We start from the raw sequence: 12366 nt of genomic DNA, 5'->3' as shown, positions 1-12366 counted from the left end.
CCGCAAAACCTCACCTAAGACAGTAAAAGACGAAGAAGTTGGCGCGCAGGAGTGATGATTCTGCGCCACGAGGGTGGGTCAGTTTTAGATGCAAAAAGTGGGTCAGTTTCTACTGCAAATCAACAGGTAGGCGGCATGACGAGCCACTCGTGCGCCTCGGGCGCCACCCCCGTCGCGCGGTCAAGCGCGTCGAGAAGGGCCGTCCCGCACCGCTTTTTCAGGCCCGCGCGCGGCAGCCGCATCACATCCGCCATCGTTGTGCATCCAAGTCCGTCGAACCAGTCCGCGTAGCGGCGTGCAGCCGGCAGGGCGTTCACCGGCACGCGTGCGAGCGCGCGGCTGCGTGCGCGATCGCTCAACGCGACGCCGCCACACGTGCGCGCGAACAGCCACGCGGCCTGTGCGGTCGCTGCGATGGCCATCGCGCTCGTCACACCGAAATCTGCGATGACGCGACGAATGGATCGCCTCAACGCCCGCAGGCCGCCGAACAGGCGCAGGCTTGCTGACACGTCGGCCAGCACCACGTTTTCCTCTGCGATCACAACGAGGGGCGTGAACTGGAGCAGGGCGGCCGCCACGCCAAGAACGGTTTCGTTCTCGCGCACAGTATCGCGATCGTGGATCGTCGCGTCCGGCGCGAGCGTAAGTACGCCGCCGCGGCGCATGCCGCCAACAACGCCATGCGCGCGCGCGGAAACGTCTGCATCGAGCACCCGACCTTTCTCCAGCACAACGACCCCACGGTCAGACGCTGGCGTGTGCCAGGTCGGGCAAAAACTCTCGATGGGGAGGCGCGGCAGACTGACGCCGATCCAGTGGTGCATTTCGATTCAGGAGAATGGGTGAGGGCGACAGGGACACAAAAACAGGGGCATCACGATGCGGACCGCGGCGTTTGATAAACGAGATGTTCACGCCAGCCGATGACGGCTCCAGTCCAAGCCGTAGCGGAGCAGGAGATGTCGCACTGGCGGCGGCCATCGGCCGGAACAGGAAGAAAAGGGTGTCCGCGCGCTGTGCGGCCAGATGCAGACGCCGGAGCGCTTCCGCCCGAACCTGCGATGACCAGAACAACAACCCGCCGGCTGTCCCGGAGCGCAGGACCTGTTCAACCGCCCACAGGGCGTCGGCCGTCGATCCCGGTTTAAGGAGGCACACATTCGCCGTATCAAGCCCCCACCACGTCAAGGCAGCCGGTTGCAGCCGGTGCGGAGGCTGGACGACAAACACAGGGCGCAGTGAAACGCGCGAAAGCGCAGGCCGAAGCAGGCGAAGCTCGCCACAGCCGGGTTGCGGCTGCATCAACTCGGTCAACGATCCCGTCGGCCAGCCGCCGCCCGGCAGTTCAGCGTCAAGGGCAGCGTGGCCGCTGGGCACGGTGCGATGGCCTATGGAACCCAGCTGTGAAGCCCTCCACAGCTCCGGATGTATATCTTCCACTCGCAGCTGCTGCATCGCTCCCATAGTGCCCTCATCACTGTATATTTATACAGTAGTATAGTCGGCACCCGTTCATGCTGCAAAGCGGCCCTTATTCATCTGCGGACTTTTTCGTCTTATGATTGCCGCATGAAAAAATCGACGAAATCAATTGCGGCGGCGATTGTCGGCTCTCTCCTCGCTACTGCCTGCTCCTCTTCCAAAGACGCGAATGAGGAAAACTTTTCGACTGCCATAAGCGCGTCGTTCCAGAAACACGGGGTTCTGTGCTTTTCGTACATCCCGGGCGCAGACACCGTAGGCGACGACGATAACAGCGACTATGCGAATGAGCAGCGCGCGCTCGTGAAAGCAGGTTTACTCAGCGCCAAATCCGTGACGGACTACAGGCACAGGCCTGCGCACGAGTTTGACATCTCGGACAAAGGCAGGACGATCCTCCAGAACGGGCAGTTCTGTTTCGCGAAGGCCGCGCTGGACAAGGTTGTCAGATGGGACAACGTGAAGAAAGTCGATGGCCTCGACGCCTCTAGCACGTTCGTCTACTACACCTACAAGCTCACCGACGTTCCGGAATGGGCAACGAACCAAGAGCTACAGGCAAGCCAACCAACGATGCGCTCGGCTTTCGCAGGAGCAAACGCTCATACCGTAATGCGTGCCTCGATCACTCGCATGGGAGACCGCTGGTCGCTGGATAATTTCGGGAATCCGGTGTCGGGCTCTGGGCTGTGACTGGTGAGGCCGTCCAGAAATGAACGAACCTATCGACAAGGCTGTGCGCGCCAACACGTCGGCCGCGGTAAGCTGGCGGCGCGGAGGTGTATGGAGTGTTCTTGCCGTCGGCGCGGCCCTCATCGCGATGGCTTTGGCCGCGATCGCCGGCGGCTGCATCGCATACTGCGACGGCACCTGGGCGCTGTTTTGGGCAGTATTCATGCCACCCGTCATTGTCTTCCAGGCATTCGCCGAATGGCCGGTAGCATCACCATTTATCCTGGTCGCCTGTGTTGCGGGCGTTGCCGCAATCGCGAAATGGTCCCCCATAAGGCCCGGCATTGGAGTGGCGCTCGCCGGGATCGTGCTCAGCGCCGGCGCAAGCTGGATAGTCACCGGGCTCATGACCGATTTCGCCCACACGTCGTGCGGTTTGATGTAGCCGTACCGTCAGAAAGCTCCCGCATCACCTCTCCAGAGCAAGCGAATCCCAGCGACCGGCGGCGGCCGCTTCAGCGAGCATGCCCACCGTGATCGGCACGCGATGCAGTGCATCCCGCTTTTTCCGCGAAAGGCGTGTGACGATCGAGAGAATGAGCCCCGAGCCTTCATTCACGAAGTAGCGATCGAAGCTGAAGTCGCCAGCTTCAACCCTGAACACGTCGAAGAATTTCTCCATGAACGCTTCGGCCTCCACGCCGGTCAGGTCGAGGTCGTCCTCCAGTCGGGTCGCGGCGGTGATCTGCCTGCGCGAGCCGACGCCTGTTCGCGCACGCACGAACTCCTCGACCGCGCCGAATTCCTGATCACTTGTCAAAATACCTTGTCCTCCGGCTTCACCAGCCGGTTGTAGTGAATGACGCTTTTATAGCTGATGGTCGCGGCATCGTACGTGAGCATTACCTCGCCCACGACTGGCACCGCGCGACCGACAAACACGCCGAGATTATTGGTGAAGAGGATCTTGAGCTTACTCGCGCTTTTGAGCGTCAGCGTCGGCAGAATCCGGGCCTTGATTTCAAAGTCGAGGTGCCGGCGCGCGACGCGGGACGCGATCGACGTGCCTTTCGTTGTGCCACCAGGCTTGCGGCGCGTGGGCAGGAACGGCCAGCCCACGATGATCGCGGCCACGTCGACCAGATCGTCGACGCCCAGCTGCTTCGACGCCTCGTCCAGAAACACGAGGAAAAATAGCTCCGAAGGAGACAGATTCCTGTGAATGCCGTAGTCGTAAACGTTGCTACTCATACTCGCTCCGGTTATTCGTCGGATAAATATAACAAACGGGCGACTTGTGGCATCCTGACGTGCCCGGCCAGCGGAAGTCCGCCTGGCGGTCGAAGCTGGTTGAAGGATCCAGCAGCTAACGGAGCGGAAGATGCTCGACGACACAGACATTCAGGAGCGTGCCAGGAAACGCGGCGTCTGGGGCGATCCCGCGGCCATTGTCGCGCTGGTTCGCGCAGTTGAGCATTTGACGGTCGGGGCAATAGTCACGCGAGCCGCGATCAGCTTCGCGAACCCCAATGCGATCATGGCGGACGCGTCGAAGGCGCTAGACCAGCTCGCCAGTCCGCATGGATAACGTTAGCAATCGTTTTAGAAAATGCGATAAATTAGCTTATGTTAAATAAGATCGCACCACCAACCACCAGCAACGGGACTGCCAATGATTAAATGCTCGCTGTTTTCGAAGACGCTCGGCCACCTGGATCACGCTTTTAGCGAAAATGACACACAGGTCATTGTTATCGCCGATACGGCGAAACTGAAGGCCGTAATGGAATCGAACGACCATTACTATTTCAATGCAGCAAAGGTCGATCTGCATTCTCGCTACCTCGAGAAGAACCTGTTCGAAATGCCGCTTGTGGCACCGACTGGAACCTCACTGAAATGGATCGAAGGCTTTCACCAGATCAACGCGGCTGCAGACCGTGAGTTGCCGGTTATCCCTGTCACCACGTCAGCGGCGCTCGCAGAATGTGTAAAGGCACTCGTTGGCGCGAGTTCGCCCGAGTCCGCGCATAAGATCTTTGAATTTTCCGGTTGCCATGGCGTAACTGTGGCTTAGGCCCGACGCCCGATATTCAGGCTTACGAGCTCCCGCGCGCTCGGTAACGCCGGGTATGCTCGTAGGTCGCAGGCGCCTGGAAAATTGCGTGCTGCTGAAGTTCGCAAATTCGGCTCAGTGGTATTTCCGGTTATTCCGGCGCCGGGCGATAGCAAGCAATGCATTGCCCTCCCTTTCATTTTCATTCTGCTCCGACCCGGCGTTCGTGACGACGACGTTAACTTCGTGGTCGAATGCCTCAAGCAGGCCCTGACGCGCGATGTCCTCGTAATCCGTCACCTCCTTGCCATTCGCACTGGCAGCCGCCTGAGCCAACGCTTTCGCTGCGATTCCGAATACCGCGACCGCTTGCTCCCACGTCAGTCCAAGCTCGATCATCTGCAGCAGCAGTTGGCTCACTACCGCGCCAATATTGGTGTTATTTTCCCCGTCCATCCTTTCAACCCTGATCCTTGCCATTGAAGCACCGGCATCCGGGCGCCCTTCCCTGCGCCTGCGCCGACGCTCGATCATAGCGTGACCATGCCGCAGGAAGCTACGGTTCCAGAAGCCACCACAAAGGTCGATAGTGAGTGGGTACCCTGCCCTCCTGCATTGGCGGATCTATGCGATACCACCGCCCGTCTCCATGCAGGAAGAATGGTCCGGCATCCTGGTAAGTTCCGCGGTCGTCGGCGAACATCAATTCGCATGGGGTACCATCGGAAACCGCTGTCTCGACAGACAGCCACATATTCTTCATGACAACCTCACGCCAACAGTGAAACTCGTCGAGCTGCCATAGTTCCGAACGTGATCCAGACGCGGTATGGTTCGAATACGTGTGTCCCCTACGTAATTCATGTGGGCAATTTTTTTCGAGTTTTCCTGTGCGCTCTTACTTGAGGCCGTGGCCACACTCTACCGCGCCGACTGCGATTTATTGTGCGTCGTGAGTGTTTCCGTCACGACAGCGACGCCAGAAACCTTCGGACGAATTCGACCCTCCGGCGCCTTCCATCCACCATCCACGAATAAGTATTTTTCTCGGCGTCATAGAGCACGTCAATAATGGACCCGCCAACATCCACAGCAACGCCAGGAATTCTTACCACCTTTCGGTCAGGTTGAATCACCGAAATACCAGTGCGCGCTGCCGCTTCAAGCGACTCTACGGTAGGGATCGACATTTCCAAGCCCCCGCTGTTGAAGATGGATTAAACCAGATGGTTGCCTGCTCGGACTTCCGTGGCCTGGCAGTCTGGGCGAATCGCAGCCTGGATAGCAACCGCGTCGGAGAGCACGGCGAAGTTGATTGCGGAGAATGAGCGCAGCATAGCGTGTTCGTCCAGCGCAGCCTGAACCACTTGTTCCAATGCTTCGCGTTGCTCGGGATTGCGGGCATCGGCGAACAAGCCCGTTTTGCCCGCAGCACACGCCCCAGCATCGACCGAGCCAGTAGTCAGGAGTCGGGCCGCTCGCGCTTAACGTACCTTGCGTAAAGTGCAATAGCAGAACAGGCAAGCGCCCCCATAAAGAACAGGCCACCGTAGTTGTGGCCGGGAAAGTTCCACGCATCGAGGACAGCCACAATCACCAGCAGCACCGCGAACAGCATGGCGAAATACGCGATCGCATCTGCCATTTCGATTCGCTCTTTGGTTTCCATGATCTTCCGTCCAGCGTTACGGCTTCTTCGGTGCTAGTTCGCGGCCCGTCAAATCACCGCCGTAGCACACGCCCGCGAGGAACCGTTGCAGGCTCGTTTCACCAGCCGACTGCAGATATCCGGTCTTGATCGCATCCGATGCGAGAAGAGAGAGCTTGATATCGAGGACGGGTGGGCGCTCATAAGTCTCGTTCACGATGGCTTCGACCGGACGCTTTTGGTCGGCCGCCTTCTTCGCTATAAGCACCGCGCCCATTGCGTACGCGTCGCAAGCAATGTAGTCGTTCGCATTGAAAGTGGTCGGCGTTTCGTCGGCGTTAGCGAGACCGGCGAGCGTCAGCGTTACCGCTGCAAAAAGTACTTTTTTCATGTCGTTTAAATTTCCGATCTCTTACTGCTCTGATTGATCTTTCCGACCTGGAAGTGGCTGCATGCCACCGCAGAGGCGCAGCATCGCCTTGTCTATCTCTACGGCCATCGGCGCGAGCCCAAACAACATTCCGGCGATAAGCGCGATGCTTACCAACGCCGCCGCACCGTAGTTCTCGGCTTCGATCAACGGAAGATTGAGTTTGAAGGCAATCAGCACGCAACCGCCCACGCCCAAAATCGCAGCGCCTAGCGCGAACAGCTTGCACGTCATCCGAACGCACCACTCGCCAACCGGCATTTCATCCTTTTCAGCCATTTCCTCTTCCGTTTTCCAATGCCGACCGCGCCGGCGAATTTCTGCGGGGGCTCAGGCGGCCTCCGCCTTGGCAAGCAGACGCGCGGCTGCACGTGCCGCGTGCTCAGTGTCGTAACTCTTAATCCACTGATACGTCCAGTTGCCCCGAGCGTCCTGCTCCGCGTCTGCGCAAACGTCCCAGTGGGTAATGTCGAACTCAGCGACATCGCCCGGGAAAACGGGCTCTTGTGTCACATCGATAGACGGGTGCACGTAATAGCGACCTGCGACGTGTTCGAATCTCAAGCGACCCATGTCCGATCCTTCCGAAAATATTTTGCTGAATGTTTCCGGCGGTCGAGCCAAAATCACCAACGCAGTATCCGCTAGTCACTGGCTCATCGAGTGAGCCAACCACCGCGAGCCCGAATTTTCCCATTCGGTCACAGCGTCCTCACCATCCGCCTCGCACAGCCTTGTTCGGCGTCGAAGCCGCTCCTGAAGTACCACTGCGTCAGAAATTCCCGACTCGTCGCTGTATCGAGGGGGAATACTTCAAGATCAAGCGTCGGCAAAAGTTTGAATTTCGCAACATCCACCGCGTGCATAAGGAGTGTGCCACCAACTCCGCGTAGCCTATACTCCGACAGGACGAATATCTCGTGGATGCTCGCGCGCGGTGGTCGATCAAGGATGTCGAGGACCAAAATTCCTGCCTCTTCGCTTCCGACATGTGCAATGAAAAAATGCGCCCATCCTCCTGCGGATCGCCTTGCTCGCTCCCGCAGCAGATCACTCTTAAGGTTTTGCCAATCCTGGATTTCAACGACTGAAATATTCACCGCCATAGCCGAATCTCCAGTGCCGCGCGTGGCGACGAATTTTCCGATTCAGTTGGGTCGGCTATTCCTTCCGATCTAGCGTATCAACTTCATCGTCGTCGGTTCCGACATCACCAGCCCCGGCGTCCCGTGTATGAGCAGGTAGATAAACGCATCGGACCCAACGCATCGCAACTCGTGCCGATCGCCGGATCCCATATTCGAGATCATCGAAACACATTAGTCGCGGCTACTTTTCGACTCCATGGTGCACACAAACCAACCAGCGGGCCAGCACTCGCCGCTGAAGGCGTAACGTTATCTCAGCGTCTGTCGCGTCAACGGCTGCGAGCGACCAGTCGTACCAACTCATCGCGCATTGCCGAGATGTCCAGCACATGTTGCGCGCGCGTGATAGCAACGTAAAGCAGCCGAAGCTCGTCTTCGTCGGGCACCGGTCTGCCGTCCGCGCCACGAAATCGGAAATCGTTCGCCACCTTCACCCGTTTCCATTCCAGACCCTTTGCGCGGTGAACCGTTGAAATCACGTAGTCGGCGTGCTGCTCCGGAGCGCATTTCTGCGCGAGCGCGCGCAGATACCCTGTGCCGAGTTCGTCGACAATCTGCACGACGGGCAGCAGATCCTGCCCGAACGGCGTGCGTGCGAATGCCTGCGCGTCGGCCCAGTTCTCGAACAGCGAGAAGGCCGCTGGCCGGAAGGTACGCTGCCCGGCCAGCAACTGGTCAGCGCCATCCGCAAATGCCGTGACTTCCGCCGGGCTCATACGAATCGCCGGCCGATGCCCCGCCTCGATACCTGCAGCCAGCTGCCAGATGGCCGTCACATTCTTGCGGCATAGCACGGCGTCGACGGGCGGCGCGAGCGACGGATCTTCAACCAGGATCGAACCGATCGAGTCCTGGCCACGTAGCGGCGTACGCTCGCCGAGCTGCGCGAGCAGACGGCTGGCCAGCGCAGCGAACGTCGGGCCGAAACGAAACGACTCCGTGAGTGCGCACTCGGGCGCGTGGATGTGGCCCATTGCGTTGACTGCGCCGCGCCACTCATAGATCTGCTGGTATGGATCGCCCACGTAGATCACCTGGGCGTGGCGCTGGCGCGCGAGCACCGAGAGCATCACACCATCGCTATCCTGCGCTTCGTCGAACAGAATGTAGTCCGCGTCGATGATCGGCGCCGACATTGCCCACAGCTTGAGCACTACGTCCGGCGTCACGGCGCTGTGCGCGCCCGGCGTGGCACTTTCCTCCCACAGTCGCCGAACGAACGGCAACAGCCAGTGACGCAGTTGCGCAGCGTCCGCCCCATCGATCTTCTCGTCCACAACGATGTGCGACGCCTCCGGCTGAGGGTCGGCTGAGCGACAGAACCGGCCAAGCGCATCGGCGACGATCCGCCCCGTCTCGAAGGGCACAAGTTCGACCACCCGGTTGGTCACCGATCGCACCTGCACCGCGCCGATACCCAGGCGCGTCGCAAGAACATGCGGCGGCTCGGCGTCCAGGCTGCCACGCCTCCTGAGCGTGGCGTCGGCCGCGCCCCACGCCTGTGCGTGGATGGTGCGCGCCGGAACGTGCATCGGAAATTTTCGCGCGGCGGCCGCTGCAATATCGCGATTGAACGCGAGATAGATGCCGCGACGCTGTCCGAAGGCGCTGGCCAGCAACTGGAGCGTCGACGTCTTGCCTGCGCCAGCGAAGGCCTTGATCTTGAGGTTCCCGCCCAGTAGTGCTGCTTCGACGGCGGCGCACTGCTCGTCGGTCGGGTGGAACGAAAGAGCCATGCCTGGTATGCCTGCTTTTCTCAGGGCTGCCACTTCGCAGCAATTGTCCGGGCGCGTTCCAGCAGCCTCTCGTCCCTCTGTGCGCGCTCACTCTGGGTGTGGATCAGACGTTCGAACCGATCGGGGTCGAAAATAACTTCCTTCTGATAAAGCGTCGGCGCAACCATCGCATCGTTGGACAAGGTGAAATCCTGGACCCGCAGCTTCATGCTCTCGCGCAGCAGGCCAGTGTCCGTCTGCACCATCCGGTGGTGCAGACACTGCAGCTCGACAGTAAACCGTCCAGTGCCCTTCTCCAGCCGCCCGCTTTCCGGGAGCCCGGCCTGGGGAACCTTCTGCCTGATGCGGTCGGAGAGCTCGGCATTTTCACCGACTCGCTGACCAAACAGTGTTTGCGTAGGTCCAAAATACGCAATCATCCACGGGAGATTTCTCAGATGAGCGCCGGTATAACAGAAACCCCGCGAATCGAACCATTGATCGAGCATTCGCCCGGCGAATGCGTCCGAGAAGCGAAAGCCAAAGTCCCCTCTCAGGATCAGAACGATCCGGTCAAACTCCGAAATCGCCAGTTCGATCAGCTGGCGCGCAACCGGTCCCATGTCCCGACGATCCGTCTTCCCGTGCGACTGACGACTGAGTCGAAACGGGCAATGTTCCAGGTCGACCCGATCGAACGCGAATCCCTCGATCGGCGCACCCACGTGGCTACCATATGGGCGAGGGCTCATCGCGTGTCTGCGATATATGCCCTTCAGCTGAATGGCATTGTCGCAGTACGGACACACGGCGAAATGCTTGTCGTCGTCACGCAACTGACCAGGACGAAACCACGGCGCCCGTCGTCCCAGACGTTCCTCAACCTGCTCACGTGTGATGGGATAGGAGGCCGTACGGCCCGCGCTCACTTTGAAATGTGCCGTCATCTTTAACGTTCATCGGTGGTTCATCTGGAGTTTTTGCCCAGGTGCCCGCTCTGCGGTGTTTTCCGGCCAGAAACGCGGAAACGGCGCGATTTTTCCGACTGAACTTCCATGTTGCTATTCGGAGTGCACCATGCGACATGACCAGCCGGTCATCGCGGCACTCGCAGGCGAAACAGCCGGAATTTGATAATAGCGGCTTTCCCGGAAAACGAGTCTGCGCAGCCCTCCCCGTCGGCAGGCCACCGACATCCATTTTGAGTCCAACAGCGCAATTTGCCGGTCGGTGACAGTATCCAGTCATCCATTCTTCTTTTCACGACCGTGAACACTCAACGGGACGCGCTTCCGCGCGCCGCCCGCGATTGACGCGCGAATGGCCGTCAGCTCTGCACGGAGTGCGGACACCTCCGCTTCGCGCTCCTGCTCGCGCTCCCGCGACTCGGCCAGTGCACCCTCGACGATTCCGCGGGCGTCGATTACACCCTCAAGCCTGGCCAATGCCACCGCCGCCGCCTGCTCGGCACTCACGCGCCCAGCACGCTCCGCGTCGACAGCGGCCGCGCCCTCGCGCCTCGCCTGGTCAAGTTGTTGACGCAGGGTATCGAGTTCCTTTTCGAGTCGTGGCATCGCCTCCAGTCTCAGTCGGTCCTTTGCCTGCTCGGTGCGCGCCGCCTCGGCCGCCTGCCGCTCTGTTATGGCGTCGTGCCTGGCTGCGTCACGCTCTGCCTCGACCTGGGCAAGCCGACCGGACAGTTCAGCCCTGTCGCCCATTGCTGCTTCTAGCGTCGCTTCGAGATTCTGGACCATGAGCATCACGCGCTCGACCTCTGCAATCAGATCGCCGTTGGCTTGCCGCGCGAGTTCCAGCTCCGCAAGCAGTTCGCTCCTGTTTCGCTCGACCTCTTCAGCCACAAAGTCCACGAGCCCGCGCTGCAGCGCGGGGGGAAGCGACACCGGGGCTTCCGCCGGGCGGACCTGGGCGTCCTGCCACGCCTGGAAGAATTTCAGCACGGTTGCCATCGATCCCGTACCAAGGGCTTCACGGATGGCGCGAGCGGTTGGGCGGCCGCCCGCCGCCCGAATAGTTTCGGCCGCCTTGCTGACCTGATCCTGCGTAATTCCGGGTTCACGAGCCATAACGTAACATCCTTTTTATGTCGTTACGTTATGGGAAAAGCAAGGGGTTTCAGATTCCCCACGGGATGGCGGTCATAGCGCGCTACATCTTTTGCGAGACAAAAAAAGCCGCAGAACAAGTCTGCGGCAAAACAGGAGGAGCGCCTCAGGGGCTTTTTCTGGGCGCAATCAGAGATTACCCTTACCTACCATTTCCTGCTCTTTCGGTGCCGAATGGACCGAAGACGGTCGGTCACTTACGTTGCTGGTTTCATGCCAAAAAGCAAGGCGCCGATTTCAATGAGCAGGGAAATGTCATCGGGCTCGAGCAAGCCGCAGTTGCGGGCGAGGAAATCCGCGAAATCCGTGTGCAGCCGATCCATATCGGCAGGTTGCCGCTCTTCGTACATCCGCTTGAAAACTGAAAGCCAATCGGCTGGGATCATCGCGGTCTACACCCCTGGTTCGTGATGACGATGTGATGTGGTCCGTCATCACCATCGAGATGAAATTCGTTAATGCGACCGGCCCGAACGTCGGGCAGGAGCCTCTCCAGAGCGGCAGCCGGCGCGATATCGCTGCCGGTCGTCTGGACGCGCGGAGGTTTCGCGCCCGCGTTCGTCGCCCGCCTCTTGATTAACAGGCGGATGGCCTCATCCCTTTTGATGAAAATCTGTTTCACACAAATGCTCTTCGAGCGGTTATGGCGCTACAGTCCGCGGCGGCGTCCCATGGCTGCCAGCTGCGGGAATCACTCCCGAGTACGCAGGCCACAAGTCACCGTTTTAAGCACATGCTAAAGTTTTTCCCGCAGATTCCGTAATCAAAAAGGCACCTATTTCGCAGCATGGGCTCCGCAGATGAGCGGTACGCCCCTCGTGCCGAATTTGCCCGTTCCTGCCATGACACCGCAAGAAACAGAAGCTGACGACCAGTCGGCAAAGCAATGTCCGGAAGAGCGTCCGCCCAGCGGGCGCGAAACGACGTCTCCGGACGCAATGCCACCTTTCGCGCTCGTGCTACAGAAAGACAGCTTCGCGAACTCAAAGGCGAAGGTCATCCTGCTCATCGAGTCTGAGACCCCGGGCCTGGAAACCACGCGGGTAGTCAGGCGTCAGGTCGGCGACTGGACATGGTTCGACATTGATG

At 59.7% G+C, this 12366-nt stretch carries 20 protein-coding genes; 6 read left to right on the top strand and 14 right to left on the bottom strand.

What is annotated here, in order from left to right; all coding sequences use genetic code 11:
• Nucleotides 1-119 precede the first annotated feature (119 nt).
• Both G3N97_RS30710 and imuA read right to left on the bottom strand, forming a co-directional pair.
• Nucleotides 120-827 (bottom strand): DNA polymerase Y family protein, encoded by a 708-nt coding sequence (locus G3N97_RS30710; protein ID WP_205996688.1) that lies wholly within the window; start codon nt 825-827, stop codon nt 120-122.
• Nucleotides 748-1458, bottom strand: a complete 711-nt coding sequence (gene imuA, locus G3N97_RS30705) for a translesion DNA synthesis-associated protein ImuA (RefSeq protein WP_205996697.1) — start codon at nt 1456-1458, stop codon at nt 748-750. The genes G3N97_RS30710 and imuA overlap by 80 nt, the downstream gene beginning before the upstream one ends.
• A gap of 114 nt (nt 1459-1572) precedes the next feature.
• Between imuA and G3N97_RS30700 the strand changes: the two genes are divergently transcribed.
• On the top strand, nt 1573-2178 hold the full coding sequence (locus G3N97_RS30700) for a hypothetical protein (protein WP_205996686.1): 606 nt from the start codon (nt 1573-1575) through the stop codon (nt 2176-2178).
• Nucleotides 2179-2197: 19 nt separating this feature from the next.
• On the top strand, nt 2198-2602 hold the full coding sequence (locus tag G3N97_RS30695; protein ID WP_205996684.1) for a hypothetical protein: 405 nt from the start codon (nt 2198-2200) through the stop codon (nt 2600-2602).
• Nucleotides 2603-2626: 24 nt separating this feature from the next.
• On the opposite strand, the gene G3N97_RS30690 is transcribed toward G3N97_RS30695, so the two are convergent.
• Both G3N97_RS30690 and G3N97_RS30685 read right to left on the bottom strand, forming a co-directional pair.
• Nucleotides 2627-2977: a DUF1493 family protein gene (locus G3N97_RS30690; RefSeq protein ID WP_205996682.1), complete on the bottom strand. Its 351-nt coding sequence runs from the start codon at nt 2975-2977 to the stop codon at nt 2627-2629.
• Complete coding sequence (locus G3N97_RS30685) at nt 2974-3408, bottom strand: STM2901 family protein (RefSeq protein ID WP_205996680.1); 435 nt, start codon at nt 3406-3408, stop codon at nt 2974-2976. The genes G3N97_RS30690 and G3N97_RS30685 overlap by 4 nt, the downstream gene beginning before the upstream one ends.
• A 130-nt stretch (nt 3409-3538) precedes the next feature.
• On the opposite strand from G3N97_RS30685, the gene G3N97_RS30680 reads away from it, so the two are divergent.
• Both G3N97_RS30680 and G3N97_RS30675 read left to right on the top strand, forming a co-directional pair.
• Nucleotides 3539-3745, top strand: coding sequence for a hypothetical protein (locus tag G3N97_RS30680; protein WP_205996679.1), 207 nt, complete (start codon nt 3539-3541; stop codon nt 3743-3745).
• 84 nt (nt 3746-3829) lie between these two features.
• Nucleotides 3830-4234, top strand: coding sequence for a hypothetical protein (locus G3N97_RS30675; RefSeq protein WP_205996678.1), 405 nt, complete (start codon nt 3830-3832; stop codon nt 4232-4234).
• Nucleotides 4235-4348: 114 nt separating this feature from the next.
• Here the strand turns inward: G3N97_RS30675 and G3N97_RS30670 are convergent, their stop codons facing one another.
• The 9 genes from G3N97_RS30670 to G3N97_RS30630 form a co-directional block, all read right to left on the bottom strand.
• The gene (locus G3N97_RS30670; protein WP_205996677.1) at nt 4349-4633 is read right to left on the bottom strand and encodes a hypothetical protein; all 285 of its coding nucleotides are present in this window, start codon (nt 4631-4633) and stop codon (nt 4349-4351) included.
• Between the two features lie 797 nt (nt 4634-5430).
• Complete coding sequence (locus G3N97_RS30665; RefSeq protein WP_205996676.1) at nt 5431-5628, bottom strand: hypothetical protein; 198 nt, start codon at nt 5626-5628, stop codon at nt 5431-5433.
• Nucleotides 5629-5675: 47 nt separating this feature from the next.
• Nucleotides 5676-5882 carry a hypothetical protein gene (locus G3N97_RS30660; protein WP_205996675.1) on the bottom strand — a complete coding sequence of 69 codons (207 nt, stop codon included), beginning with the start codon at nt 5880-5882 and terminating at the stop codon, nt 5676-5678.
• Nucleotides 5883-5898: 16 nt separating this feature from the next.
• Nucleotides 5899-6252, bottom strand: coding sequence for a hypothetical protein (locus tag G3N97_RS30655; protein ID WP_205996674.1), 354 nt, complete (start codon nt 6250-6252; stop codon nt 5899-5901).
• Nucleotides 6253-6273: 21 nt separating this feature from the next.
• Nucleotides 6274-6570 (bottom strand): hypothetical protein, encoded by a 297-nt coding sequence (locus G3N97_RS30650; RefSeq protein WP_205996673.1) that lies wholly within the window; start codon nt 6568-6570, stop codon nt 6274-6276.
• A 422-nt stretch (nt 6571-6992) separates the two neighbouring features.
• Entirely contained in the window at nt 6993-7397 is a 405-nt protein-coding gene (locus G3N97_RS30645; RefSeq protein WP_205996672.1) for a GNAT family N-acetyltransferase, read from the bottom strand.
• 311 nt (nt 7398-7708) lie between these two features.
• The gene (locus G3N97_RS30640) at nt 7709-9175 is read right to left on the bottom strand and encodes a UvrD-helicase domain-containing protein (protein WP_205996671.1); all 1467 of its coding nucleotides are present in this window, start codon (nt 9173-9175) and stop codon (nt 7709-7711) included.
• A 20-nt stretch (nt 9176-9195) separates the two neighbouring features.
• Complete coding sequence (locus G3N97_RS30635) at nt 9196-10101, bottom strand: hypothetical protein (RefSeq protein ID WP_205996670.1); 906 nt, start codon at nt 10099-10101, stop codon at nt 9196-9198.
• A 297-nt stretch (nt 10102-10398) separates the two neighbouring features.
• Complete coding sequence (locus G3N97_RS30630; RefSeq protein ID WP_205996669.1) at nt 10399-11238, bottom strand: DNA-binding protein; 840 nt, start codon at nt 11236-11238, stop codon at nt 10399-10401.
• Nucleotides 11239-11255: 17 nt separating this feature from the next.
• On the opposite strand from G3N97_RS30630, the gene G3N97_RS30625 reads away from it, so the two are divergent.
• A complete protein-coding gene (locus G3N97_RS30625) occupies nt 11256-11642 on the top strand; it encodes a hypothetical protein (protein ID WP_205996668.1) in 387 nt (128 codons plus the stop codon).
• Nucleotides 11643-11659: 17 nt separating this feature from the next.
• Here the strand turns inward: G3N97_RS30625 and G3N97_RS30620 are convergent, their stop codons facing one another.
• Nucleotides 11660-11899, bottom strand: coding sequence for a hypothetical protein (locus G3N97_RS30620; RefSeq protein WP_205996667.1), 240 nt, complete (start codon nt 11897-11899; stop codon nt 11660-11662).
• Nucleotides 11900-12077: 178 nt separating this feature from the next.
• Here G3N97_RS30620 and G3N97_RS30615 point away from each other — a divergent pair.
• Nucleotides 12078-12366 (top strand): hypothetical protein (locus G3N97_RS30615; RefSeq protein ID WP_205996666.1); only part of this gene is annotated, 289 nt, incomplete at its 3' end.

It is taken from the genome of Paraburkholderia sp. Ac-20347 (genome assembly GCF_017104805.1).
Lineage (GTDB): Bacteria > Pseudomonadota > Gammaproteobacteria > Burkholderiales > Burkholderiaceae > Paraburkholderia > Paraburkholderia tropica.
Note: the sequence above shows the minus strand (reverse complement) of the source record. Positions and strands in the feature narration are given on the sequence as shown.

Excerpts from the sequence above, each read along its gene's own strand:
- G3N97_RS30685 (WP_205996680.1), bottom strand. The coding sequence starts at position 3,408 with ATGAGTAGCAACGTTTACGACTACGGCATTCACAGGAATCTGTCTCCT.
- G3N97_RS30630 (WP_205996669.1), bottom strand. The coding sequence starts at position 11,238 with ATGGCTCGTGAACCCGGAATTACGCAGGATCAGGTCAGCAAGGCGGCC.
- G3N97_RS30710 (WP_205996688.1), bottom strand. The coding sequence starts at position 827 with ATGCACCACTGGATCGGCGTCAGTCTGCCGCGCCTCCCCATCGAGAGT.
- G3N97_RS30650 (WP_205996673.1), bottom strand. The coding sequence starts at position 6,570 with ATGGCTGAAAAGGATGAAATGCCGGTTGGCGAGTGGTGCGTTCGGATG.
- G3N97_RS30625 (WP_205996668.1), top strand. The coding sequence starts at position 11,256 with ATGTCGTTACGTTATGGGAAAAGCAAGGGGTTTCAGATTCCCCACGGG.
- imuA (WP_205996697.1), bottom strand. The coding sequence starts at position 1,458 with ATGCAGCAGCTGCGAGTGGAAGATATACATCCGGAGCTGTGGAGGGCT.
- G3N97_RS30660 (WP_205996675.1), bottom strand. The coding sequence starts at position 5,882 with ATGGAAACCAAAGAGCGAATCGAAATGGCAGATGCGATCGCGTATTTC.
- G3N97_RS30680 (WP_205996679.1), top strand. The coding sequence starts at position 3,539 with ATGCTCGACGACACAGACATTCAGGAGCGTGCCAGGAAACGCGGCGTC.
- G3N97_RS30640 (WP_205996671.1), bottom strand. The coding sequence starts at position 9,175 with ATGGCTCTTTCGTTCCACCCGACCGACGAGCAGTGCGCCGCCGTCGAA.
- G3N97_RS30655 (WP_205996674.1), bottom strand. The coding sequence starts at position 6,252 with ATGAAAAAAGTACTTTTTGCAGCGGTAACGCTGACGCTCGCCGGTCTC.
- G3N97_RS30635 (WP_205996670.1), bottom strand. The coding sequence starts at position 10,101 with ATGACGGCACATTTCAAAGTGAGCGCGGGCCGTACGGCCTCCTATCCC.
- G3N97_RS30645 (WP_205996672.1), bottom strand. The coding sequence starts at position 7,397 with ATGGCGGTGAATATTTCAGTCGTTGAAATCCAGGATTGGCAAAACCTT.
- G3N97_RS30675 (WP_205996678.1), top strand. The coding sequence starts at position 3,830 with ATGATTAAATGCTCGCTGTTTTCGAAGACGCTCGGCCACCTGGATCAC.
- G3N97_RS30695 (WP_205996684.1), top strand. The coding sequence starts at position 2,198 with ATGAACGAACCTATCGACAAGGCTGTGCGCGCCAACACGTCGGCCGCG.
- G3N97_RS30700 (WP_205996686.1), top strand. The coding sequence starts at position 1,573 with ATGAAAAAATCGACGAAATCAATTGCGGCGGCGATTGTCGGCTCTCTC.